This window comes from Alteromonas australica (genome assembly GCF_000730385.1).
GTDB lineage: Bacteria > Pseudomonadota > Gammaproteobacteria > Enterobacterales > Alteromonadaceae > Alteromonas > Alteromonas australica.
This window is the reverse complement of sequence record NZ_CP008849.1, coordinates 1,319,117-1,345,154: the sequence shown is the minus strand read 5'-3', so window position 1 is coordinate 1,345,154 and position 26,038 is coordinate 1,319,117. Positions and strand designations below refer to the sequence as shown.

At 45.5% G+C, this 26,038-nt stretch carries 23 protein-coding genes; 5 read left to right on the top strand and 18 right to left on the bottom strand.

The window, feature by feature from the left end; translation table 11 throughout:
- The gene (locus EP13_RS05945; protein ID WP_044056498.1) at positions 1-1,551 is read left to right on the top strand and encodes a SpoVR family protein; all 1,551 of its coding nucleotides are present in this window, start codon (positions 1-3) and stop codon (positions 1,549-1,551) included.
- Here the strand turns inward: EP13_RS05945 and EP13_RS05940 are convergent, their stop codons facing one another.
- The 4 genes from EP13_RS05940 to prmB form a co-directional block, all read right to left on the bottom strand.
- Positions 1,552-2,001 (bottom strand): hypothetical protein, encoded by a 450-nt coding sequence (locus EP13_RS05940; RefSeq protein WP_044056497.1) that lies wholly within the window; start codon positions 1,999-2,001, stop codon positions 1,552-1,554.
- A gap of 65 nt (positions 2,002-2,066) precedes the next feature.
- Entirely contained in the window at positions 2,067-3,239 is a 1,173-nt protein-coding gene (locus tag EP13_RS05935; RefSeq protein WP_231401157.1) for an MFS transporter, read from the bottom strand.
- A 68-nt stretch (positions 3,240-3,307) separates the two neighbouring features.
- Positions 3,308-4,405, bottom strand: coding sequence for a chorismate synthase (gene aroC, locus EP13_RS05930; RefSeq protein WP_044056496.1), 1,098 nt, complete (start codon positions 4,403-4,405; stop codon positions 3,308-3,310).
- 9 nt (positions 4,406-4,414) lie between these two features.
- Positions 4,415-5,350: a 50S ribosomal protein L3 N(5)-glutamine methyltransferase gene (gene prmB, locus EP13_RS05925; protein WP_044058775.1), complete on the bottom strand. Its 936-nt coding sequence runs from the start codon at positions 5,348-5,350 to the stop codon at positions 4,415-4,417.
- A 142-nt stretch (positions 5,351-5,492) separates the two neighbouring features.
- On the opposite strand from prmB, the gene smrB reads away from it, so the two are divergent.
- Positions 5,493-6,110, top strand: coding sequence for an endonuclease SmrB (gene smrB / locus EP13_RS05920; protein ID WP_052364302.1), 618 nt, complete (start codon positions 5,493-5,495; stop codon positions 6,108-6,110).
- A gap of 35 nt (positions 6,111-6,145) precedes the next feature.
- On the opposite strand, the gene EP13_RS19055 is transcribed toward smrB, so the two are convergent.
- The 10 genes from EP13_RS19055 to EP13_RS05875 form a co-directional block, all read right to left on the bottom strand.
- On the bottom strand, positions 6,146-6,271 hold the full coding sequence (locus tag EP13_RS19055) for a DUF3149 domain-containing protein (RefSeq protein WP_081869453.1): 126 nt from the start codon (positions 6,269-6,271) through the stop codon (positions 6,146-6,148).
- A 402-nt stretch (positions 6,272-6,673) separates the two neighbouring features.
- Entirely contained in the window at positions 6,674-7,975 is a 1,302-nt protein-coding gene (locus tag EP13_RS05915; protein ID WP_044056495.1) for a sensor histidine kinase, read from the bottom strand.
- Complete coding sequence (locus EP13_RS05910; RefSeq protein WP_044056494.1) at positions 7,972-9,315, bottom strand: sigma-54-dependent transcriptional regulator; 1,344 nt, start codon at positions 9,313-9,315, stop codon at positions 7,972-7,974. Before EP13_RS05910 ends, EP13_RS05915 begins: the two co-directional genes overlap by 4 nt.
- Before the next feature lie 12 nt (positions 9,316-9,327).
- The gene (locus tag EP13_RS05905; protein ID WP_044056493.1) at positions 9,328-10,536 is read right to left on the bottom strand and encodes an ABC transporter permease; all 1,209 of its coding nucleotides are present in this window, start codon (positions 10,534-10,536) and stop codon (positions 9,328-9,330) included.
- A gap of 9 nt (positions 10,537-10,545) precedes the next feature.
- The gene (locus tag EP13_RS05900; RefSeq protein WP_044056492.1) at positions 10,546-11,859 is read right to left on the bottom strand and encodes an ABC transporter permease; all 1,314 of its coding nucleotides are present in this window, start codon (positions 11,857-11,859) and stop codon (positions 10,546-10,548) included.
- A gap of 1 nt (position 11,860) precedes the next feature.
- Positions 11,861-12,601 carry an ABC transporter ATP-binding protein gene (locus EP13_RS05895; RefSeq protein WP_044056491.1) on the bottom strand — a complete coding sequence of 247 codons (741 nt, stop codon included), beginning with the start codon at positions 12,599-12,601 and terminating at the stop codon, positions 11,861-11,863.
- A 15-nt stretch (positions 12,602-12,616) separates the two neighbouring features.
- Entirely contained in the window at positions 12,617-13,870 is a 1,254-nt protein-coding gene (locus EP13_RS05890) for an efflux RND transporter periplasmic adaptor subunit (protein WP_044056490.1), read from the bottom strand.
- Positions 13,871-14,288: 418 nt separating this feature from the next.
- Entirely contained in the window at positions 14,289-14,927 is a 639-nt protein-coding gene (locus tag EP13_RS05885; RefSeq protein ID WP_044056489.1) for a transglycosylase SLT domain-containing protein, read from the bottom strand.
- 67 nt (positions 14,928-14,994) lie between these two features.
- On the bottom strand, positions 14,995-16,593 hold the full coding sequence (gene gshA / locus EP13_RS05880) for a glutamate--cysteine ligase (protein WP_044056488.1): 1,599 nt from the start codon (positions 16,591-16,593) through the stop codon (positions 14,995-14,997).
- Between the two features lie 92 nt (positions 16,594-16,685).
- A complete protein-coding gene (locus EP13_RS05875) occupies positions 16,686-19,538 on the bottom strand; it encodes a M16 family metallopeptidase (protein WP_156026798.1) in 2,853 nt (950 codons plus the stop codon).
- 196 nt (positions 19,539-19,734) lie between these two features.
- On the opposite strand from EP13_RS05875, the gene EP13_RS05870 reads away from it, so the two are divergent.
- From EP13_RS05870 to EP13_RS05860, 3 genes are read left to right on the top strand one after another with little or no spacing between them, the layout of a single operon-like run.
- Entirely contained in the window at positions 19,735-20,292 is a 558-nt protein-coding gene (locus EP13_RS05870) for an Hpt domain-containing protein (protein ID WP_044056486.1), read from the top strand.
- Between the two features lie 8 nt (positions 20,293-20,300).
- Positions 20,301-21,083 (top strand): pseudouridine synthase, encoded by a 783-nt coding sequence (locus EP13_RS05865; protein WP_231497928.1) that lies wholly within the window; start codon positions 20,301-20,303, stop codon positions 21,081-21,083.
- Complete coding sequence (locus EP13_RS05860; RefSeq protein WP_044056485.1) at positions 21,070-21,993, top strand: ketopantoate reductase family protein; 924 nt, start codon at positions 21,070-21,072, stop codon at positions 21,991-21,993. Before EP13_RS05865 ends, EP13_RS05860 begins: the two co-directional genes overlap by 14 nt.
- Before the next feature lie 57 nt (positions 21,994-22,050).
- Here the strand turns inward: EP13_RS05860 and lysS are convergent, their stop codons facing one another.
- From lysS to EP13_RS05840, 4 genes are all read right to left on the bottom strand, one after another.
- The gene (gene lysS / locus EP13_RS05855) at positions 22,051-23,613 is read right to left on the bottom strand and encodes a lysine--tRNA ligase (RefSeq protein ID WP_044056484.1); all 1,563 of its coding nucleotides are present in this window, start codon (positions 23,611-23,613) and stop codon (positions 22,051-22,053) included.
- 23 nt (positions 23,614-23,636) lie between these two features.
- A protein-coding gene (gene prfB / locus EP13_RS05850; protein WP_156026733.1) for a peptide chain release factor 2 occupies positions 23,637-24,735 on the bottom strand; the annotation gives its coding sequence in 2 pieces (ribosomal slippage) (positions 23,637-24,659 and positions 24,661-24,735; 1,098 coding nt in all).
- Positions 24,736-24,824: 89 nt separating this feature from the next.
- Positions 24,825-25,382 (bottom strand): nucleoside/nucleotide kinase family protein, encoded by a 558-nt coding sequence (locus EP13_RS05845; protein ID WP_044056483.1) that lies wholly within the window; start codon positions 25,380-25,382, stop codon positions 24,825-24,827.
- 145 nt (positions 25,383-25,527) lie between these two features.
- Positions 25,528-25,953, bottom strand: a complete 426-nt coding sequence (locus EP13_RS05840) for a hypothetical protein (protein WP_044056482.1) — start codon at positions 25,951-25,953, stop codon at positions 25,528-25,530.
- Between the last annotated feature and the right edge of the window lie 85 nt (positions 25,954-26,038).

The window sequence follows — 26,038 nt, the reverse complement described above, 5'->3', positions numbered from 1 at the left end:
ATGGCTGTGTTCCCCACCTATAAAAGCAACCCGTCTGACCTTCCACTTAGCCAGAGCGCCCACAAATTAAGCGACGGACCAGACTGGTCGTTTCCCTTGCTTGAGCAATACGAAGCTGAAATCGACCGTATTGCAAAAGACTTCAAACTGGATACCTACCCCAATCAAATAGAGGTGATTACTGCCGAACAAATGATGGATGCCTACGCCAGTATTGGTATGCCGCTAAATTATACGCATTGGTCTTTTGGGAAAAAGTTTATACAAACCGAGCAACAGTACCGCCGCGGGCACATGGGATTAGCCTATGAGATTGTGATTAACTCAAACCCCTGTATTGCCTATTTAATGGAAGAAAATACCATTACTATGCAAGCACTGGTTATGGCACACGCCTGTTATGGCCACAATTCCTTCTTCAAAGGCAATTATTTATTTAAAACGTGGACCGATGCTGGTTCTATCATCGACTACCTTGTATTTGCTAAAAATTACATTGCTAAATGCGAGCAAAAATATGGCATAGAAGAAGTTGAAAGTATTTTAGATTCTTGTCATGCACTGATGAATTACGGTGTTGATAGGTATAAACGGCCTCAGAAAATTTCCTTGCAAGAAGAGAGAAATCGCCAGCAAGAAAGGGAGAGTTACTTACAATCACAAGTGAATGAACTTTGGAGAACCTTACCGGACTCTCCTCAACACAAGCAAAAAACGTCCCATCGCTTTCCAAAAGAGCCCCAAGAAAATCTGCTCTACTTCATTGAAAAGAATGCGCCTTTGCTAGAGCCATGGCAGCGGGAAATCGTACGCATCGTGCGAAAGGTTTCACAATACTTTTATCCGCAAAAGCAGACACAAGTTATGAACGAGGGTTGGGCGTGCTTCTGGCATTACCACATACTTAATAAAATGTATGACGAACGCTTGGTGAGCGACCGCTTCATGATGGAGTTTTTACATAGCCACTCAAGTGTGGTCATGCAGCCTGAATACAACAGCCCATATTATTCAGGGATTAACCCCTATGCTCTGGGTTTCGCTATGTTTATGGACATTAAACGGGTGTGCCAAAACCCTACGGACGAAGACTATACTTACTTGCCCTCTATCGCAGGAAAAGACTGGCTAGAGACAGTGCACTTTGCGATGGAAAACTTTAAGGATGAAAGCTTTATTAGCCAATTTTTGTCCCCTAAGCTCATGCGAGATTTCAAACTATTTGCGGTAGAAGATGACAGTCAAAGTGATCATTTACGGGTGTCAGCCATTCATGATGGACGTGGCTACCAAATGCTTAGAGAGAAGCTTTCCGCACAATATAACCTAAGTAATTTGGAGCCAAACATTCAGGTTTACGGCGTTGATATTCGGGGTGACCGCTCACTAACTCTAAGATACATCGCACAAAACAACGTTCCCTTAGCGGAGTCTAAGGATGAAGTGATGCGCCATTTACATCGTCTTTGGAAATTTGATGTTATTCTAGAGCAAGAAATGAGTGATGGCAGTGTCAAGCGACTTTCACATTGTCGCCGCCCAACCAATTAATTAGCGCTGCCCCATAACTCGCCTATTCCAAAGGTTTGGCGGGCTAGTATCCAAGGTAGCCAGAAAGTCGCAGGCTTCGGCTTGGGTATCGAAAAAGCACGTTCGATACCCCGTTGCTTTGTTAGGGATCATTTGCTCTAGTTGGTAACGTTTAATAGGGTTAGGCTGATGCACAAACAAGGTGGCTTTAATGTTGTGTCCATAACACCAGGCTCCTAAAGCAGAAAAGGCTTCAGCTGACTCTTTGCTAGACATTTCCCACTTATCGAGCAAAACAAGATGAAACCAAGGCATACCCTCAAAGCCGTAGACTTTATCTTTTATTGCTTTCACATAATGGGTGGTAATGGGTTTAGCCCATTGACCCGTAAATTCACTGAAAATGACGTTGTCTATTGTTTCAATGGTAAAAGATGAGCGTGCAAAATTTCGGTGCAATCTATCCGTCATACAAGCCTATTCTTAAAAAACTCCACAACTTAAACTTTAGTCTACACTGTGCACTTTTGCCCAATTTATGTGTTTTTTTGTTCATCGAATGCTTTTTTAGCACATAGCAAGAGCGACAGTGCCCCTACCGCTGCAAATATCGCCGCGGTTGTGAATGTTTCAAATGCATTTGTGCCCTGCTGCCACTGTTGGCCAGCCATGTAATTTCCCAATGCACCGCCAAAACCAAACGCCACACTGATATATACCGCCTGCCCACGGCTATGAAAAGAAGAAGGTAAGTACTGATGGATAAAATGCACCGACACCGCATGGGTTAACCCAAAACTGAGCGCATGCACTAACTGACTAATAAAAATAACCGTGGCTGATTCAGCCATAACCCCTAATGCAAACCAACGTATTGCTGTTAGGGCGATACTGGCAAAAAGAAGATTCCAAACACCGTATGTGCGTATTAAACGACCTGCTATTAAAAATATTCCCACCTCAGCTAAAACACCCAGGGCGATAAAGAGGCCTGTTTGTTGGCCGCTGTAGCCTAAATCCCGCAAATACAGAGCAAAAAAACCATAATAGGCGCCAAAGGATATTTGTAGACATACCGAAGCAAAAATGAATACGGCGAAAGGACGCTGCCGCATATACTGCCATATGTGACCCGGTGCAGCTTCAGCTTTCGATGCAGCCCCAGGGGCGGAGATAAAAAGCGTGATCAGAAACAAACACGCTAAAACGCCGATACTCACCACCACTGGCGTGTCGGTGGAATACACGTCTAACGCCTTGCCCACCGCAATAGTTAAGCAGATAAAGCCGACACTGCCCCACAGACGAATTTGACCATAATTGGCCTTGCTCTTAGACACGGCTTGCATGGTGATCACTTCCAGCTGAGGTAACACTGCGGTCCAAAACATCATCATTAAACCAAAGGAAAGTGTTAACCCCCAAAACCCAGAAAAATAGAATACCGAGGAGAAAGTAAGCACCGTGAGAAAAGTGCCGAGCCTGAGCACACCTAACGCGTTACCGGTTTTATCAGCAACATTTGCCCATATTCCCGGGCCAAGAATTCGCGCTAATGTGATAACAGCAAACAGCTCACCAATTTCCGCAGAAGAAAACCCTCTACCGTCTAGAAAAATACCAAGATAGGGCACGAGCACGCCCAATTGACCAAAATACAGCCAGTAGGTGAGCGCTAGCACAATAAGATTACGGTTGTTTATGGACACTGCACAACTCCATATGCAAAAACGCCACAGGTGAAACACCTATGGCGCAAAAACAAAAAGACAACAACTTATGCTTGACCGGGAATAGCCCTAGTGGACGAACTTACCCCAGCATTTTGCGCTCTATGGCGAAGTAGATGGTCCATCAATACAATTGCCAGCATGGCTTCTGCAATAGGTACTGCACGAATTCCTACGCATGGATCGTGGCGACCTTTGGTGACAATATCGATTTCTTCATTGTCTTTATTAATGGTTTTACCCGGCACTGAAATACTCGACGTGGGCTTTAGTGCCATGTGTACTTCAATATCTTGCCCTGTGGAAATACCGCCAAGTACGCCACCTGCATGATTAGAAGAAAACCCTTCAGGTGTCAGAGTATCGCGATGCTCACTGCCTTTTTGATTTATGACGTCAAAGCCATCACCAATTTCCACGCCCTTAACAGCGTTAATGCCCATCATGGCGTGGGCAATTTCAGCATCTAGTCTATCAAATACAGGTTCGCCTAGGCCTACCGGTACATTTTTCGCGACCACTGATACTTTCGCACCAATGCTATCGCCCGACTTTTTAAGGTCGCGCATGTATTCATCTAACGCCTCTAATTTACTTTCATCAGGACAAAAGAATGGATTGGTATTTGTGACGCTATGGTCGACCTTGTCTACGGCAATAGGGCCCAATTCAGACAAATAACCCAGTACTTCAATACCATGAACTTCCTTGAGATATTTTTTCGCTATGCCCCCAGCGGCAACCCGAATTGCGGTTTCACGCGCCGATGAACGCCCACCACCACGGTAATCACGGCTACCGTATTTTTGGTCGTAAGTGTAATCTGCATGGCCGGGGCGAAAGCGGTCTTTGATATTCCCGTAGTCTTGACTGCGCTGGTCTTTATTTTTAATTAAAAGACCGATACTGGTACCCGTGGTTTTTCCTTCAAACACGCCAGATAATATTTGTACTTCGTCATCTTCTCTACGCGCCGTGGTATAGCGAGATGTCCCCGGTTTACGTCTGTCTAAATCGACCTGAAGATCCTCTTCAGTAATTTCAAGGCCCGGAGGGCAACCGTCAACCACACCGCCAATGGCAATGCCGTGGCTTTCACCAAATGTGGTTACAGTGAAAAGTTTTCCGAAGCTGTTACCTGACATAATTAACTATTAATCCTTACTACTAAAATACGTTACGAGTGTGTCTTTGCCCACGGCAAAGATACCTGAACCACCGTTTTCAAATGCTAACCAGATAACCTCTAAACCAGGGAATCTATGGTTCATGTGCACTTCGCTATTGCCGACTTCTACGAATAGCCAGCCACCATCATTGAGGTAAGTGGGTGCTTCTCGCAGCATGATATCCACCAATTCTAACCCATCTTCCCCAGCTGCCAGTGCGAGTTCCGGCTCGTGATGATATTCATCAGGCAAATCAGCCATGTCTTCTGCGTCAACGTACGGAGGGTTAGACACAATAAGGTCGTACTTTTGCCCCGTTAAACTCGCAAAAAGATCTGACTGAATAGGGTAAACACGATGGCTTAGCCCATGCTCTTGGATATTGATATCTGCCACTTCTAAAGCATCGGAGCTAATATCTACCGCATCAACCTGTGCATCTGGATATGCATGCGCTAAGGCGATAGCTATACACCCACCTCCTGTACACATATCTAGGATACTGGAGGGTGAAGCTTCCACAAAAGGCGCAAATTCGTTTTGAATGAGTTCGGCAAAAGGAGAACGAGGAATAAGTACCCGTTCATCAACATAGAAGGGCATTCCGCAGAACCACGCTTCGTTAGTGATGTAGGGAAGTGGCATGCGGGTTTGTACACGTTTTAGCACAAGTTCGGCTATTTTTTCCCGCTCACTTTTGGTTAAACGTGAAGCAAGTACGCTTTCTCCAACTTGTTCCAAAAGAGGATGAGGCAAATGCAGCGCCTGCATCACAAGGCTGGTGGCTTCATCCCACGCGTTATCTGTACCATGACCAAAATACAGGGCCGCATCATTAAAACGGCTGGTCGCCCATCGCGTCATATCTAGCAAGGTATGTAGATCTTCAATGGCTTCTTCTAGGTAAAACTTATCGGTCATGGTGTTTGGGTACATCAAAAATTTCAAAGCTGGTATCATACCCAAACTTACTGCCGATTCACATAATTAACTATGTACTCAAACGTACTAAATTATGCGTTTAGCAATGTTTTAGCCCTATTAGTTTGCGTAATTATTCTGAATGAAAACGTTTAAAAAAGAACTCAAGGCCTTTAAAAAGCAAATTTCTGATCCTAAATCGAACACAGAAACCCAAGGCCAAACTGAGGATGAGACATTTTCATTTGCCGATGCCATGCAAGGGGTTAAGCCCTTAACCCAAGATAAAGTAGAGCCAGATAAGCGGGTTGAACTGTTTGAAAAGTCACAGCAGGTATCTGGTCGAAATATAAAGCACAGCAAGCAATTGGCCGCGAGTTTCCACTTTTCTGATATGTACCAAGCTGCTTTGCCTCAAGAGGGGCCCATGCGCTTTTGCCAAGAAGGTGAATCCACCCACATTTTAAAGCAATTGCGACGGGGCGATTACTCCCCCGAAATGACGCTGGATTTACACGGGTTAACCCGAGAGATGGCAAAAGCAGAATTAGCCGCACTCATTCATACCGCAAGAAAAGAATCGGTAGATTGTGTTTGTGTGATGCATGGATTTGGTCAGGGCGTATTGAAAGCCGCTCTACCCCATTATCTTGTTCAGCACCCACATGTTCGTGCTTTTCACCAAGCTCCGCAAGAATACGGCGGCCAAGCTGCGCTTTTGGTACTTATCAATATGCCGCGCCAAAACCATCAACGTTAGCCTTTGCACCTAGCCAGTAAAGCGGGTGATAGTGTTTACTTACTTTGGTCGGCGCTGTTGTGCATGAAAAGATAGGTGTAATACACCATCATACCTACAATAATGCCTATACCTAATAGCGATCCCCAAACCACAGGGTCTTTAATCATTGCCCACATCATAATTGGTCTCCTCTTCAACTAACGTCATAGTAGAAGAAGGCGGAGCCGACATTTATGATCTAGATCAAGGGGATTATCTCGAAGGCCGGTTTCATTTTGCGTTGTTGATCTGCATCAATTTTTGAGGGGCGCGATACCTCTGACCACGCTTTATTAGCGAATGACTACTTAAAAGAAAATGCATTGGGTCTCCTGCCCTACCTGTTGTGCCGATTTTTCCATGAAAAAACGGGCGAGAGGAGACCGTGAAAATAATTCGCAAAAAGTTATTGCAAATCATTCTCATTTTCATTAAAGTAGATCCTGCCTGTTCGACGTTGGGTAAAAAACGGTCTTGGCTTAGCGTCGTAGGGGGAAGACGCCTGTCTTCCCCCTTTTTTTTAAATCTACTATAACCTAGGTTTACCTGCCTGCATCGCCGTCGAAAATAACCCTTACGCATAGCCCTTTTTGCTGCCTGTTTTGGATAACAAGGTGGCCGCCATGGGCATCACATATTTCACGGCACAAGGCCAACCCCAATCCGCTGCCATTCGCTTTGGTAGAATAAAAAGGTACAAGGGCATTTGTCATCACCTGTTCGCTCATGCCCTTTCCAGCATCTAACACTTCTAATACCACGTGGGAATTCTGCTGTTTAATGACTAAGTGGATGTCCCTTGGTGAACCACCCGCTTCATGGGCATTTTTCAGCAAGTTAATGAGTAATTGCTCAATTTGCACGGCATCGGCGTGCAAATTCACCGGCGTTGGCATATCCAGGGTAAATTCATATTGCTGTTTTAACTGTGCTATCACACTTGCCCACTCGATGGGGGCAAACACAGGTGTGGGTAACTTAGCGAATTTTCCGTAGCCTTGGACGAATTGATTAAGATGAGCAATTCTTTCTTCAATGGTAAGAAACACCCGCTCTAAACGGGGGTCTTGGTTTTGATTGGCGACGATTTTTCCGCTATGTAGCAAACTGGATATTGGCCCTAACGAGTTATTGAGTTCATGGCTAATCACGCGGATCACTTTTTTCCAAACTGATACTTCTTGACGGTTTAGCTCGCGGGTCATTTGCTTGAGAATATAAAGGGTGTGCTGCTGGTTATTGAGTAAAAATGTGCCCTGCGCCAAATGCCAGGTTTCGACGCCCTTTTCATCTTGCGGTAAGGTGAACAACCCTTCGCGGCTGTCTAGCATGACTTCACTTAAGGCACGGGGTTGCTTTGAAAGCAAACGGGGCAAAGAAAGCCCTTCAAGGCGCTGATTAACTGCAAAAAAGTCTCTGGCTTGATGGTTACTAAACACCACGTCGTTTTTATCGTTCACTAATAGCAATACATCAGGTGAGCTTTGCAATACTTTATCGAGCATTAATTCCCGCTGATGCAACCATTGCTTTTCTTTGCGAAGTGATTGCGCTGATGCATTGTAAAGGGCGCAGAGATGAGCGAATTCGTCGGTGGTGGAACATGCCAATGTGGCGGCATATTCCCCGTCTTTGAAGTTGAGTAACCCTACCTCTAACGCTTGAATATTCTGGCTCATCGATTCAGTGGCCTTGTACACAACAATGGCACATAACCCAAGCGCACCCAACACACAAAGTATCTTCACCCCTAGAGACAGCGGGGCCAGATAGAGCATAGGCGACAACCCTATAGCCGTCGCACTCAGTGACGCTGCTACCAGCTTGGTTCTAATAGATTTCACGATTTATAGCTTATTTTGTATTTATCGAGTCGCCGGTAAAGCGCCTGTCGCGACAGCCCTACATGTTTCGCCACTTGCGCAATTACCCCATTGTAGCGCACTAAGGCGGCTTGAATTTCCGCCTCGGTAGGCTCACTTCCGGCTTTAACCAAAACGGTGTCTTCGCTATGGCTACTGGGTAAACCAAACGCGTCGGCATTTAACGGGCCATGCGGATGTAAGATATCCACTCTGCGGCATGCATTTTCTAGCTCTCTCACGTTACCGGGCCAAGGGTATTGAGTAATGGCCTGCTTTCCCGTTAAGCTAATTTCCCGGTTAGGCAAAAAGTGTTGAACCAGCGCCAACGCATCGTCACCCCGCTCGCTAAGTGGGGGCACATTAATTTCGATAACATTAAGGCGATAAAACAAATCCTCACGAAAATGCCCGTTTGCAATATCACTGGCTAAATCTGCGTTCGTGGCCGAGATAATACGCACGTTAGTATGCTGAGTTTTTACCGAGCCTAATTTTTCAAACTCGCCGGTTTGCAATACGCGCAACAGCTTGACCTGCCCCGATAAGGGTAAGGTACCAATTTCATCTAAAAATAGCGTGCCCCCGTTAGCGGCTTCAAAGCGCCCTATTCTGGACTTGTTCGCACTGGTAAATGCGCCGGCTTCAGCTCCGAACAATTCAGCTTCAATCAGTTCTTGAGGCAGCGCACCCGCATTGACCTTAACAAAAGCCGCATGACGCAGCGGGGATTGAGACTGTATGAGTTCGGCGATTTTTTCTTTGCCGCTACCGTTTGGCCCTGTTATAAGCACGGGTACATCGGACTTGGCCACCTGCAACGCCATATCTACCACTCGCTGCATTGCTGCACTTTCATACACCAATCCCACACTGCGAGCGGCCTGTTTAGCGCTATCGTAAAGGGTAGACTGCTGTTTCACTGATTGATGAGTGGCCGAGGCTTCACCGAGGGCGATTAAGTTGTTTACAGTGGTGATTAACTTTACGTCATCCCACGGCTTGGGGATGTAGTCTGCAGCGCCGGCTTTCACCAACGCCACCGCATGCTCCAATTCGGTCCATGCGGTAATAAGGATAATCGGCAATAGAGGGTTTAGCTCTCTTAGCGCAAAAAACAGCGTTTTGCCTTCTTCGCCAGACGTGGTATCGGCGCTGAAATTCATGTCCTGAAGCACCAGGCTAATCGCTTGATAGTTTACGATTTGTAACGCCTCTTTCGGTGTACTAGCCGTAACAACCTGGTAGCCGTGGATTTCTAAAAGTAATGACAAGGCTTCCAACACCGCAGCGTTGTCATCAACAATTAAGATTTTTTTCATTCATCTGCGCTCTTAAATACTACGAGTGGCGATACTCGGTGAAATATTGGCGGCACGCATTGCCGGCACAATAACGGCGAGTAAGCTCATTACGCATATTCCCACAGCCGTACCGATAACAAATTGCATTTCTAGGGCATTAATGGAATAGGCGTTCATTAATACACGCCCCAAAAAGAACGCCGCAAATGACCCTATCACCAAACCTACCGTGCATATCATGGCATTTTCTACTAAGAAATAGCGAATAATATCCGACTTTCTCGCCCCTAATGCCCGACGTGTACCAATTTGCTTCGTCCGTTTACTAATATTGAATTGCGTAAGGCCAAGAATACCCAGCGCCGTAACTAGTACTAAAATAACCACTAAAACCATCAACATACGCATCATCAGCACATCGGTGGCATCGTAACTGTTTTTGCTTTCCTCCAGTCCCCTAATATTGATTATCACCCGCTGGTCATACTGACTTAGCATTTTGTCTTCAATCACCTTCATCACACTGTCGCGCTCAGACGCCTCGGTTCTCACCATCACGCGGTGAAAATTTTGCACATTAATAAAAGGAATAATGCTGGTTCTGCTACTTCGATCGCCTCTCGGCCAGGGGCTTTTCATTGTCTCAACCACGCCAATAATTTCTAGCGGCCGGCTCGACACATAAATAGTTTTACCCAGTGCCGATTCACCTTCAAACATCTCCTGCGCATAGGCTTGAGAAACAATAACGGTGTTGGGACCATGTCCGTCAAAATCGCTTCCAATAACCACCTCTTCCGGCCGAAAATTCCGCCCTTCCAGCAAGGTAACCCCAAAGGTGTCAAGTGTATGTTCATCGGCGTAATAGTAGGCCAGTGACAATGATTTCGATTCTTCTGGCGGTGGGCGTAGATGACTTGAGGTGGACGAACCGCCTCCTGTTAACGGTACCGCTTGGATAAACACGGCATCTATCACGCCTGGAATACGGCGAATCATGTCTTCATCTCGTTCTGCTTGTTGGTGCAAATCGATGTCTTTGCCAAATGTCATAAGACCAAAGCTAAATATCTCCTGCTGCACAAAGCCGGTATCTTCTTTTAAATACGACAGGTGATCGTTAATCATAAATGCGGCATTGCTGACCACAGCCGTTGTCAGCGCTATTTGTAAAAACAATAAAATAGCCCCCACTTTTGAGCGACGCAGTGCATTAAATATAGGTTTAATTTCTAGCATGATACGCTCCTATTGGCTTTTGAGGTAAATGGCAGGTTGGGTTCTACACACCAGCCATGCAGGGTACAAACCCGCTATGAAACTTGCCATTAAGGCAATGGTAGGCGCCGCTAACAGCATAGAGACATCCATGGTAGCTAGGGCTTCATAATATCTGTTGGTAGTACGAACGCCCCACAGACCAAGTTGCGCAATCACAATACCCAAAATGCCACCGGCTAAGCCAATAACAGACACTTCCACAATATGCTGCGCAAATATGTGCTTCTTACTGGCGCCAAGGGCGCGGCGTACGCCAACCTCAGGCGCTCGTTTTAGAAATTTAGCCAGTAATAAGCCCAATATATTCGCCACACAGACAAGCAAGAACATAAAGCTCAAGCCAACGAGAATACGATTGTCCTCTGAGACCACCTGATTGTATTTTAACCATTCGGTGACGTTACGAAGGGCGTATTGCAAGTTATCGCGATTAAACCGGCCTTTCGATTGCTGATCTTCCATATAGGCCATTATCAGCGCACTAAACGCTTCTTTTTCGGCCGCCGTATTAAGCTGTACCCAAAATTGCACCCAGACCAATTCAGATTGCAATAAGCTTTGGTAGCCATTTAAGGTTTCGTGTTTCCACCCATTGGTATTTCCCCACGTCCCTATTTCTTCTAAAGGCGCAATAGAAAAAGGCACATAAAGTTTTTCTGGGCTATTAAACGCACCGTTATTTAAGTCGTAATACTTAATGTGGTGATCCCAGTCTTCAACCACACCGACAATACGATAGCTTTTATTGTCTAAATAGATGGATTTGCCCACTGAGTTCTGGCCATTGAATAAGCGGTTGTTAATGGATTCGGAAATAACCACGACATAGGGTTTGCTTTGTTGTTCTTCCTTCGACCAAGGCGCCCCAAAAATGAAGGGCCGCTCAAAAATAGAGAAAAACTCTTGATAAACAAGACGGGCAGGTTCCATGGTGGGCTTAACGTCAGGGGTATTTAGGTGTACCGAAAACCCACTGCGAAAACTCGGGCTTCTAGGAAAGCCTGCGTCTGCGTTGTAGAGGTTTATGGCATCCTGATAAGTCAGTTGGTAAGGAATATTATCATCTGTATGCCATTCGCCGCCTTCATCCATAATGTTTAACTGAGGAAAATGAATGGCCTGACTTTTGTGAGGGATAGGATCCATCGACATCATGTGAAACACAGAAAGGCTTGTCATGGTTAAGCCAATACCTATTGCAATGGCAAACACCATTAATACGCTGATTACAGGCGTACTCTTGATACTTCTGATGCTTAAATCGATATAGTGAAGAAACATATTAGCCTCCCACTACGCTTTCATGGGCACTTTTTTCAGGGGCTGAGGCAGACGTTGCTGGCTTCCCTTGATAAAAGGTTAAATCGGCCAATTCCCCGTCTACCACTTGAATGTTGCGAGGGGCTCTACGGGCCAATTCAGGGTCGTGGGTGACCATAACGATAGTGGCGCCATTTTGGTTAATCTCTTCTAATAACTCCATAACTTGGCGCGCCATAAGGGTATCTAAATTACCCGTAGGCTCATCTGCCAGCAAAAAACGGGGTTTTCCGGCGAGCGCTCTGGCTATCGCCACCCGTTGTTGTTGCCCACCAGATAGCTGCTGAGGTAAGTGCCTGGCGCGGCTAGCTAGCCCCACCTGTTCTAAACATTCTAAAATTCGCACTTTACGTTCTTTTGCTGGTACTCCACGGTATCGCAAAGGCACTTCCACATTTTCGTAAATATTTAAATCAGGAATTAGGTTAAAACCCTGAAAAATATAGCCTATTTTTTGGTTTCGGATATCCGCGCGCTGATTATCAGACAAACCACCAATGTCTATACCGTCTAATGTATATTGCCCTGACGTAAAGGGTTCTAATAACCCTGCAATATTTAAAAAGGTGGTTTTCCCCGAACCCGATGGCCCTGTTACCGCAATAAATTCGCCTTCGTTCACCGTAAGAGAAAAGTCTCTTAATGCATGGGTTTGTACACTGTCTGTTTGATATATCTTGCCTACGTTGTGCATGGTTAACATTGTGTGTTCCTTGTTTTAGCGTAACAGCACCGAAGGCGCTTGGTTGAATTTTTCATAATTAGAAATGACTATTTCGTCGCCTTCATTCAGGCCACCTAAAATCTCTATTTCGCGCATACTGGTTGCCCCTATTTGAATAGCCACACGTTCAGCTACATCGCCATTCACTAAATAGGCCGTATGTCCCCCTGCCTGCAAGAAGCTACCTCGCGCCACCTTTAATACATCTGTTTTGTTTTCCAGCAGAATGCGAGCAGATACCTGCTGATTTTGGCGAATAGATTGCACACTGTTCTCAGGAAAGCGAACCCTTGCTGTGACTTGTCGTTCTACCACCTCTGGCGAAATAGAAACCAGGGTACCAAGTACTGTTTGCCCTCCCATGGTGAGCTCGACGTCCATGCCAATACCAAGATCGCCCGCGTAGCTTTCGGCCACATTAAGCTGTGCTTCATAGGCGGAAAGGTCCACTAGTGTCATGAGTAATTCGTTTTTGGCAACCAGGGCATTGGGTTGAATACGCACATTCCCCACCACGCCAGACACAGTGGCCTTTATCTGCAAATTGGCCAATTGACGGGCTAGTTCTACTACCACTAGCTCCTGCCTAGCCACTTTCTCTTCGGTGGTTTTAAGCTCAAAAGCCAGGGTATCGGTTGCCAATTCAATTTCGGCAAGCGCATGCTTGTGGGTCACTTTCGCTCGCGCTAAATTATCTTGTGCCTCTTCAAAATCAATTTGGCTAATAAGGTGGTTTTGAATGGATAAGGACGCCCGTTTGTCTTCACGCATTGCTGCATCAAGTTCAACTTTTGCCAAATCTGCCTGCTTGTTAAGTAGTAACGTTTGACGCCTAACATCCAATTGCTGTCTGGCGAGATCGCTGCGTAAGCTTGCAAGTACCAGTTGCTCCTGTTTCAGGTTGCTTTGCAATTCAGGGGAGTCAACAATGGCCACAGTGTCTCCCACTTCAATAAAATCCCCGGGGGTCACTTTGAGTAACACATAGCCTTGCTCTGGGCTATAAACCTGCGGCGCGTTAGCGGCAATTATTTTGCCCGTGGTCACAATATCTCGGACCAAGTCGCCCTTTGACACCTTGTGTACTTTTAATGAGGATTTCGCTACAGAAATAGCCGCAGGAGGCGCAGAAACGGCCACGTACCCCATGCAGACAATGGCAATCACACACACACTAAAAACTATCCAAGGCGTGCGGCGACGCTGCTGCTTTACCACGACATCTTGACTACTTGTATCCTTAATCATCGCGTTGCCCTATATCCCTTGTTTTTCGATATTGGCGAGAACCAAGCCAACAATCAAAACCAAAATTGGAAGACTTATGTAGTGAAAAAGCATCATCATCATGGTCTAGCCCTCTGAATAGTGAATGGGTTCGCTAACAGACATAGCCCCTTGCTTACCTTGTTGCGAGTCAATGCAATCCAGTTACACAAGAACACGTACGCTCATTAGCCGTTTTATTTTTCTTACAACGACTAATACGATTTACATGCCATAATTTAAAGCACTGATAAATAGTGATTTTTTAAATACAGGAAATAGAAATGTGTCCGCAGCGGACACTTTTGACTGTCCGATTTAGAACAGTGTCCGCGGGATCATGCAGTGGGGTGTGTGAGAGATTAAGCGGTATAGAAAGCTAATTCGCGCAGGGTAAAGGCTAGGTAAACAGTTTCATAAACCAGCCTTTCTGCAAGTCTTCTTCGCAGGTTTTAAGTTGGGTTGCGTAACGCAAAGAACGTGCTTTTACTTTCGCTGCCACCTTTTTTAACCAAGGCTTTCTGTCATAACTTCTGCGTTTGTACCCCCCCCAGCCTTCATGGTAATTCAGGTACTGCGCGTAGGCGTCCCATTTAGACACACCATTAACTTTTTGAGACTTATAGATAAACCAGCCCATAAAGTCGATAGCATCTTCAAAGTCGTCTCTATCTGCACCGCGATTACCCGTTTCGCGAATATAATCTGCCCATGTTGGTGTTTTAGCTTGAGAGTAACCATAAGCAGAACTCACGCGGCCCCACGGAATTAAGCCAAAAAATACATAATCTCGGGGAGGCAAGGCATCATGTCTAAACGAACTTTCCTGATACATCATTGCCATTGGAATGTGAATAGGAACGCCCCATTTATCCCGTGCGTCAGCGGCAGCGTCGTACCAATCGTCTTTCTCGTAAAAAATTTCGCAAAGGTTACTAATGTCCTTAGGAGGCGTGGTGGCGCACCCAGCGATGAGCAGCGGAAAAACAACGACCAATGTCGCTAAAAAAAGAACCCACGGTTTGAACTTTTGATGCATGACTTGTCTTAATTAATGTTCTAGTAAAATGTGTGTTTCCCTGGAACCTTTCAATGCCTGACACTTGTCAGGCATTTTTTTTTGCTGGCGGTTCGTTAAAGTAATCACGAATAAAGCTATCGAAGTCTTTGCTATCTGCAGCTTCAACATCGGCTTGGGCATCGAGGGAAGCTTGTGAAGCAGCTTGAAAAGCGTCTGCGTCGGTATGGGTATAAGCATAGCCCGCCATCTCCGCTTTGTAACGCTCTGCAAGTTCTAACCCGAATACACTATTATCTTTGTCGTCTTTAAGCAATGCATTCAATAGCACGCCTGATGGCGTTTTAGCTGGGTCTATTACTTTTTGCCATTCTTCGTCTACCGCTGCCATGTATTTATCGGTTTCATTAGCGGTATCGAGTAAAGCGGCTACTTGCTTAAATTGTGCGAACAAGGTTTCACACCAAGCGGGTAAGCTTATCTCCTCCCCACCTTGAAGCAGCTTTAACTCTGGGTTTCGCCCTTCCAATACCACTTTGTTCATATTGTCTTTTGCTTCAGTCAGCTGAGACTCATCAAGCGCTTCACTTGGCATAAGAAGACAGCTGAGTAAAAACACATCAAGAAAATGAAACTGACTTTCACTAATTCCAATAGCAGAAAACGGATTAACATCTAACGCCCGCACTTCAATATAATTGATGCCCCGCTTTACTAATGCATCAGTGGGCTTTTCCATAGACTGAGTGGGTTGCTTAGGGCGAATAGGAGAATAAAGCTCGTTCTCTATTTGCAATATATTGCGGCTTAACTGCTGATAATTACCCTCTTCTCCTGCAGCAAACTGGCTAAATCGGGAAGAAGGTGTCCCCATCGCTTCACGAAGTAAGGCAACATAATTATCGAGTTTGTTATAACAGATTTTTAGCGATGATTGTTCGGCGCTGGTGTACCCTAAATCGCTCATTCTCAATGAAGTAGCATAGGGCATGTAGTAAGTGCCTTGACCCACTTTTTTAAACGGTAGCCCGTGACTTTTACCCGCGAGAAATGAGCCACACAATGCGGGTGAAGCACCGTATAGATAAGGAATAAGCCAGCAAAAACGGCGATAGTTTCTAATTAACGAAAAATAGTCTTCTGATGTCTGTTCCTGACTATGATCTTTTCCATTAAGTTGCGCCCATAACGCCCAAAATGAATCGGGAAATGAAAAATTAAAATGTACGCCAGCAATAGCTTGCATCATACTGCCATACCGGTTCTTAAGTCCTACTCGGTACACCCGCTTCATTTTACCCACGTTTGACTCACCAAAATAGGCAATGGGTATTTGCGACTCATCTTCAATAAAACACGGCATACTCAGGGGCCATATTTGCTCCCCATCAATATTATCGATAGTAAACCTGTGAATGTCTTTTAATTGGGCGATAGTATCTTCAGCACGGCTTTCTGGCGGTGTAATAAACTCAAGTAACGACTCTGAGAAATCTGTGGTAATCGACTCGTGAGTTAGTGCCGCACCTAACGCTTTTGGGTGTGGCGCTTGTGACAACTCACCATTGCTTTTTATTCGCAGCGCTTCACGCTCAACGCCTCGCTTTATTTGCTTGAGAGAAGATAAAAATTCAGGTGATTTAAGCGCATTCAGGCGCTCGTCGAAACAAGATGAGTTTACTGTCAATGTTCAAGTCCATAGCGTAGTTGTTCCCCCCGTTATGGGGGAACAGCAAATTAAAATCAAGTGGAAGCGATTAACCTAATGCGAATTAAGTATTAGTTTAGCGCTTCTTTGTGGTTCGCCTCTACCGATAATTCAATTATCGGCATGCCAAGTGATTGCAGTTGGGGCAGTAACGATGCTTTATCTCCCACTACAATGATTTGCATTTTATCGTCTATCAGGTAGCGCGAAGCCAATGCTTTAATCTCATCTTTGGTTATGCTTTGAATAATGCGAACTTGTTCTTTTCGGTAATCTTTAGACAAGTTGTAATTCTGTAGCTGGCGAAGAAACCTTGCCTTACTGGTGGGGGTCTCAAACTCTAGCGCGTCACTTAGCGTAAACGCATTGCGCATAAATTTAAGCTCATCGTCAGTTGGCCCCTGCTCAATATAGTTTTCTATTTCGGCAAACATCTCGTTAATGGCGACTTGGGTTTGATCTGCGGTTACATCCGCACTCACTTCAAACCACCCCAAGGTTTTCCCACCTAAAAAGGCACTATTAGCCCCATAAGTGATGCCCTTGTCTTCCCGAAGATTAAGGTTAATTCGGCTATTAAACCCGCCTCCCAATGGGAAGTTCATCAGTCTGGCTTTAAAATAGTCGCCCGTGGCGTCGTAGGCGAGCGCCCGTTGAACCACATAAACAATGGATTGCACCGCTGAGGGGCTGTCGACTAAGAAAATGTTGCGCGTATCGTATTCTGGAAACGCTTTGTAGTCTTCAAAACTGTATTCAGGCCCTTGCCATTGGCCAATAAATGCAAGGTTTTTCATTACCTGTTGTTGGGGTAAATTGCCAACCACGACCACGCTGGCCTTACTGGGAGAGTAGTACTTAGCGTAGAAGTCTTTGACATCATCTAATGTAATGCTTTGGATAGAAGCAATGGTGCCTTCATCAGGTAAACTTACCCGGTTGTGGCCTCCAAAGAGCACCAAATCCCGCGCCCGTCTTGCCAAACTTGATGGGGTTTTAGCTTGTTGCTGAAGACCCTGAATCACCCGCTCTTTCATGCGTGCGAAATCCTCGGGCAAAAATGCTGGGGAAAAGAGCTTTTCTTTCAATAAGCTTAACGTTGGCTCAATGTTTTTGGTTAACGAGGAAATGTACACTTGCGAGTAGCGTCCGGCTGAACTGAAACGAATAGAGCTACCAAGTTTTGCCAACGCATTTGCTAACTCTTCGTTGCTGGAGTTTTGTGTGGTTTCGTTCATGAGAAGCGCCGTTAAATAGGCAACACCCTCTTTGCCTTTCGGATCGAGTAGCATCCCACCATCCATGCTTATTGTCATGGTCAGCGTGGGCGTTTCATCCATAGTGACACCTAACACGTCCATGCCATTACTTAGCTTTGATTGCCAATAGTCAGGTACATTCACCACAGGAACATCACCCGCTTCAGGTGCTATGGTTCTGTCGAAACTTGATTCAGGGGTTGTCAGGTTACTAAGCTGATCTTCTGTGGTTTCCCTAGGCTCAGGAAGTGTTCTTACCGGGCGCTGGAAATTGGGCTTCGCGGCTTCAAGCTGCGGCTGCCCTTGAGGTACCACACTTAATACGACGCTATTGGCGTCTTTAATGTATTTTTTGTATACACGCATAACATCGTCGGCCGTTACTGCGTTGTACCTTGCAATGTCTTCAGACACCAAATCTGCTTTTTGGTGAAAGGTTTCGTTTGAAGCAAGGGTTGAAACTTTGCCTGCGACACTTTGTAAGCCAAACACTGTTGACGCTTCAATACTGCCTTTTGTACGCGCAAGGTCGTCAGCTTTCACACCCCGTTGTTCAAACTCAGCCAAGGTGGTGTTAATGACCTTTCTTAAGTCGCTCAATGCAGATATTTTTGCTGGGTTGGCGAGTGCGAGTAACTGGAATTCACAAGCTAGCTCTCGACAAGGGTGAGAAACAACCGCTTGCACCGCTAAACCTTCTTTCACTAGGTTTTTGTAAAACAAGGAGGTTTTTCCACCACCGAGAATATCGGCTAGCACATCAAGGGGAGCTTCGTCTGGATGACGGGCATATACCGTAGGAAACGTAATTTGCAGTAACGGAAGATGCACTTTATCTTCTAGGGTCATATACCGCGTTTCCGGTAACGTGACCGGCTGAGGTTCAGGTTCTTCTACTGCTGGTCCACGGGGGATTTCACCGAAATATTTTTCAATCCACGCTTTTGTTTTGGCCACATCAATGTCGCCACCGATGGTAAGCACAGCGTTATTTGGGCCATACCAACGCTTAAAGAATGCTTTTAGGTCGTTAACATTCACTCTGTCTAGGTCTTCTACGTAACCGATGGTCATCCAAGAATAGGGGTGCCCTTCAGGGTACATAGCTTCACCGTTAAGTTCGTGTCTTAGTCCATAAGGTTGGTTGTCGACACGTTGCGCACGTTCGTTTTTAACGGTCTCACGTTGGTTCTCAAACTTGGTTTGATTTACCGCTTCTAACAAGTACCCCATGCGGTCTGACTCTAACCACAATACTTTTTCAAGTTGGTTTGCCGGTACTGTTTCGTAATAATTCGTACGGTCGGTATTGGTAGAACCATTTAGGCTGCCACCTGCATCAGTGATTATTTTGAAGTGCTGTTCATCGGCGACGTGCTTAGAGCCTTGAAACATCATGTGCTCAAAGAAATGGGCAAAGCCAGATTTCCCCACCTCTTCTCTGGCAGACCCCACATGATAAGTCACATCAACATGCACTAGGGGGTCTGAATGGTCTTCATGTAAAATAACCGTAAGGCCATTATCTAATTGATACTTTTCATAGGCGATAGTCACTGCCGTGGTGTCTTTTTCGCCCTTGTCGCCCTTTTTATCACTTGTGTTTTGACAAGCTGCCAAACTACAAAAAACAATAAACACGGTGAAAATACGTGTAGCCCGCATTACTGACATGCTTCATCCTTCTATGGTACGTCTAGTGTGTGACGCTTTGACACACGCTTTTTTAGTCGTTTTAGCCCGACAATTCACCGAAGATTACCAGACTTTTTAGCGCTTTACTTGTATTGGCTTGCTATGATTCTATTAATTTGTGCATTTCTGAAATACACTTAACGCATCACAGTTTAAAGGAACACACATGGATCAGTCGGCAACAGTCTTAGATATTGAATTCGGAATGTCTCAGCTTAGTGGTAATAAAACACTGTTGTTAACCTTACTAAATAAGTTTTCAGACGAATATCGTGGTTTAGACGATGATTTACAGTCATTCATGAAAACGAGTGAGTTTGATAAAGCGTATTCGCTGGTACATACCCTTAAGGGTGTAACAGGCAACCTGGGGCTTTTCGCACTGCACAATGCTAGCAAAGCCGTGGAAAGCAGCGTAAGGAATGAAAAAACCTTGCCGTCAGGTTACCCTGAGTTTATTGCATTATTAAACGAGACACTGGCCGCCATTGCAGCACTTTCATCCGATGCGGTGAAAGAAGAAAAGCCTGCAGTAGACAGCGCGGTGGCCTCACAAGCCAAAGCCCAGCTTATTGCTGCACTTAGAGCCAGCGAGTTCATCTCACAATCGAAGCTAGACGAGTGGTTAGATGCCTTAGCGCTACCTGCAGACACGCGCCAAGCAGTGGAAGATGCGGTAGACGAGCTAGACTACGAAGAAGCCATTGAACATTTAGAAAAATAGAGCCTGCAATGATTCCAATATTGTTTGACGATGAAAATATCCTCATCGTCAACAAGCCTGCTGGCGTGGCAATGCACGACAGTGATGCTCTCCCCTCTCGTCACCCAGACCAGCCGCCCAAGGGCATCGTCAGCTTACTTAGAGAGCAAACCTCGTTAGATAAGCTGTTTCTGTGTCACCGACTAGATACTGGGACGTCAGGCTGCTTATGCTTAGCCAAAAATGACGTTACCGCCGCCGAAATTGGGGCGCTTTTTGCTGAACGCAGAGTAAGTAAGTACTACTTAGCGTTAAGCAATAACAAGCCCAAGAAGAAGCAAGGTACTGTGATTGGCGATATGAAAAATCGCCGTAACGGGCAGCACATTTTATTAAAAACCACCGATAACCCTGCTATTACTCAGTTTTTTAGCCAGTCTGCTAGACCGGGTTTACGGGGATTTATTGTGAAACCCTATTCAGGAAAAACTCACCAAATACGCGTGGCGTTAAAAAGTTTAGGAGCTCCCATTCTTGGCGATACTCTGTATGGCGACAAAGGGCAAAATAGCCACGCTGACCGTCTATATTTGCACGCTGCGGTTTTAACGCTGCCATTAAAAACACAAACAATCAGAGTAGAGGCACCGCTTTGCCAAGGTAGCGAATTTGATGACGAGCAGGTAAAAACTTGGCTAGCTTCGGTGAGTCAGCCAGAGCAACTTCCTTGGCCAGTGGTGCCTGATAAATACCAGCACATCAGTGAAAAGCCTGCGTTTACATCATTAAACAAAAACAATGACGAGCATTAACCCTACCCTACATATTGTTGGCGCCGGCGCCATTGGCAGTTTGCTAGCGGCAGGTGCCCAGCGACAACACCTTGCCTACCAACGATATCCACGAACCATGGCGAATATTCCTCATTACGCTAGGTGGATAGATAACAGCAAGGTGCCTTTATCAATGCAAACAGCACAAGCCAATGTGCTGGCAAAAAACGACGTATTGGTGCTTCCTTTGAAGGTGTATCAGCTGGAATCGGCATTGTCCTATTGGCGGCCTTATTTGGTTCATTCCCCTGCCCTCGTTTTGTTGCACAACGGCATGGGCGGTTGGGAAATAGCCCAGCAGATTTTAGGCCCGCATTATCCACTGTTATTGGCCACCACAAGCCACGGTGCATTCAAACAAATAGACGATAAGGGCAAAGCCTTTATTACCTATTCTGGAAAAGGTAGCACGCAAATTGGTGCGCCCAATAAAGGCAATCGTCTTTCCCCACTACTCTCCGACGCAATAAACCTTTTGCACAACGCATTCCCCCCTGTTTCTACGCCAGACAATATTGTGCACGCACTATGGCAAAAGCTCTCCGTCAATATGGTGATTAACCCGCTCACCGCACTTAATCATATTCAGAATAAACACATATTGGACAGTCAATTTAGCGATGTTCGCCGCGCGCTTTGTAAAGAGTTTGTAGACGTCGCCAATGCCTGCGGGCTTGTCTTTAATGAAACCAAGGTTCATGAACACGTATTAGCCGTTGCCAAAGCAACCGGTGAAAACTACTCAAGTATGCATCAAGACGTGCTTCACGGCAGGCCAACGGAAATAGACGCCATTAATGGGTATATTGTGGAAATGGCAAAGAAAAAGGGTATTCACGTTCCCGTGAATACCCTTATGGTAGAGCGTATTAAGGCGTTAAATCTTTAAAGACTAAGCGCCTAAACGTTTATCGATAATGGCCAAAGCCTACGCTTACTAACCCTCTTACTCGCCCGCTTCTTGCGCGTCTTTCGGCGCTTGAGGCTTCATATGTGGGAACAAGATAACGTCTTTAATCGTTGAGCTATCGGTAAATAGCATAGCTAAACGGTCGATACCAATGCCTTCACCCGCTGTTGGCGGTAAGCCGTACTCAAGTGCACGAATATAGTCATCGTCAAAGTGCATGGCTTCATCATCGCCCGCGTCTTTTTCTTCAACTTGCTTTGCAAAACGTTCAGCTTGGTCTTCTGGGTCGTTAAGCTCACTAAAGCCGTTGGCTAATTCACGTCCGCCTACGAAGAACTCGAAACGGTCGGTAATGAACGGGTTGTTGTCATTACGACGTGCCAGCGGCGATACTTCCCACGGATATTCAGTGATAAACGTAGGTTGTTCAAGCTTCTCTTCAGCTGTTGCTTCGAAGATTTCACACAGGTATTTACCCGCGCCCCAAATACCGTCAACTTCAGGCTCTTTAATATGAAGCTGCTTTGCCATCGCTTTAAGCGAATCTAGGTTCGCCTCTGGATCGCGAATGGCCGCTTCGTCAGCTTCAGGCCAGTATTTAAGAATCGCCTCGCCCATGCTCAAACGGTCGAACGGCTTACCAAAGTCATACTCTACTTCAGACGTTACGTTACCTTCAGCGTCTTTGGTGGTGTTTTTGATGATACTTGTACCAAGAATGTCTTCCGCTAACGTGCGCAGCATATCTTCGGTAAGGTTCATCAGGTCGTTGTAGTCTGCATACGCTTGGTAGAATTCAAGCATAGTAAACTCAGGGTTATGACGGGTTGATAAGCCTTCGTTACGGAAGTTTCGGTTAATTTCGAACACACGCTCAAAGCCACCAACAACCAAACGCTTAAGGTAAAGCTCTGGCGCAATACGCAGGTACATGTCGATATCTAGCGCATTGTGGTGAGTGACAAACGGCTTCGCCGTCGCGCCACCTGGAATAACCTGTAGCATTGGCGTTTCTACTTCTAGGTAGTCACGCTCGGTCAGGTAATTGCGAATACCATTCACAATTTTACTGCGGATCATAAAAGTTTTGCGGGTTTGTTCGCTTGTGATCAAGTCAACATAGCGCTGGCGATACTTGGTTTCCTGGTCGCTCAAACCGTGGAATTTTTCTGGCAACGGACGAAGTGCTTTGGTTAGCAACTCGTATTGCTCCATATTCACGTAAAGGTCGCCTTTACCCGACTTATGCAGGTCGCCCGCTACGCCAATGATGTCACCAATATCCAGTGCACCGTATTTAGCTTTAAGCGCTTTTTGCGTGTCTTTGTCTGCGTAAGCTTGAATGCGACCTGTCATGTCTTGAAGCAACATGAAAGGACCACGCTTTGCCATAATACGGCCAGCAATGCTTACCTTGTTGCCCTGCTCTTGCAAGGTTTCTTTGTCGAATTCACCGAACTTAGCTTGCAGCTCATCCGCATAGTTTTCACGACGGAAGCTGTTTGGGAAACCGTTGGCACGGCACTGCTCGCGAATAGCGCTCAATTTGGCACGGCGCTCTGCAATCAATTTGTTATCGTCTGTTTGTTGGTCAGTCATAACCTTTCACTTCGTTGTTCGGTTTACAGCCCAGATTTTAGGCTAGCTTCAATAAATTTGTCCAAGTCGCCATCTAGCACGGCTTGAGTGTTACGCGTTTCCACGCCAGTGCGCAAATCTTTAATGCGAGAGTCATCCAATACATACGAACGTATCTGACTTCCCCAGCCGATATCTGACTTGCTGTCTTCCATCGCTTGTTTTTCAGCGTTTTGTTTTTGCAGTTCAAACTCATAAAGTTTTGCTTTCAACTGCTTCATCGCTTGATCTTTATTTTTGTGCTGCGAGCGGTCGTTCTGACACTGCACCACAATGCCCGTTGGCTCGTGGGTAATACGCACCGCTGAGTCGGTTCTATTTACGTGCTGACCACCCGCGCCAGATGCACGGTAAGTATCAATACGCAAATCAGACGGGTTAATGTCAATATCAATGTCGTCGTCGATTTCAGGGTATACAAACGCCGATGAGAACGACGTATGACGGCGGTTACCCGAGTCAAACGGCGACTTACGCACAAGGCGGTGAACGCCGGTTTCTGTACGTAACCAACCAAACGCATACTCACCTTGCATACGAAGCGTCGCACTTTTTATACCGGCCACATCACCGTCTGATACTTCAATCAGTTCGGTTTTAAAGCCGTGGGCTTCGCCCCAACGCAAATACATACGTAACAGCATGTTTGCCCAATCTTGCGCCTCTGTTCCGCCAGAACCCGACTGAATATCAATATAGCAGTCGTTTTCATCATTGGGGCCAGAAAACATACGGCGAAACTCAAGCACTTCTAGTTGCTCAATTAAGCCTTCAAGTTCACTTTGGGCCTCAACGAATGTGTCTTCGTCTTCAGCCTCTACCGCCAACTCCACAAGACCTTCAACGTCTTCTGTGCCTTGGTCGAGCTTATGGATCGTTTCAACAATCTGCTCTAGGGCTACTTTCTCTTTGCCAAGCGCCTGCGCTCTGTCTGGCTCGTTCCAAACGTCAGGGCTTTCTAATTCTCGGCTAACTTCTTCTAAACGCTCTGACTTTGCATCAAAGTCAAAGATACCCCCTAAGCGCATCGGTGCGCTCGCGGATATCTTTTATCGCATTCGTAACGGGGTTTATTTCAAACATAGTCCGCTTATTTCGTTAAAAATTTAAGACCGCGGATAGTACCGAATTTGAAGGAATTTTGATAGGGGTTGGCGCAAATATTGCGGCACTTAAAACGTTTGATAGTTCGCACCTGCCCTGAGCCACTGGATGACACTTTCCTCTAATGCCTCAACGGATTGCACTTTATTGAGGATTAAATCGCTTGTGCCCCGTGTTTGCATGTTTGTCTTAATATAAGCATCCCTTAAAAACTCATTATATTTGACCAGATACTGTTTTATATTCTCACTTGAGTCTAAACCTGATTGCGCTATATTTCTCTGAATAACGCGAGAAAGGCAGATTTCTAAAGGCATATCCAGCAGTACAACTTTGTCTATTAGCGCGGAAATAGGTTCCCTGCATTTTCCAAACGGTTCTTCTACAAAAATGTATTCAGCTTCAGAACGAGATACCAATTCCAGTAATGCTTTATCCATTCGAGGCGTTTCAACATCTAAGACATTTGCACCGTTAGTCACCCATTTTTTGATGTCTTTTGGATAAGTCTGATCATCTACAAAATCGTCGAAGAGAACGGAGGGGCACGACAGAGAATGAGATAACGTTTTAACGAGTGACGTTTTTCCGCATCCAGATATACCGCTTATTGCTACTACTTTCATCGATTAAATTTTGCCATTTATGTGAAATCTAAGTGCGAACTAACGTTGAGCTAAGCGGGGTGGATACGTGGGGCATAATCGCAAAGCCGCCCCGTTTTTTGGCGTAATTTACTGGCTGTTATTGATATGTCGCTTTTCTACGTTGTTACGCAATAACCATTTTCGATACCTCTATCGTAAAACCGATTAAGGCCAAAACCAGACCAACGCCCCCAATAGCATTTCCTCTACCAAGAACAACTCCAAGTCTTACGAATATTTTACTAATATAGATAATCAGCCAGAGAAATACGGTAAATATCGTAAATGCTATGTTTGCGATAAAGCTCATCGAGGGTTCCCAGATTGAGACTACAGCGACAGAGATAACCCAAACGAAAATATAAGAACCTGTAGCTATCCAATTCCAGTCTTGTCTCGTTCCCGGTCTACGTACGAATTGAAACTGAATTCTTTCAAAGAAGACTTTGACGCTTTCCGACAGCTTCGGTAAATAAAGCTCGATCGTAACCAGCAATAAACCGATTGTTTGAATTGTAAATCCAACCCAATGTATTACGTTATCAGCCAAAATATATAACCTCTTACTATGTCGTTTTAACAATCAATATCGTTCACAACATTGGTTTCAAACGATTGGCGACGTAACGCCTTGT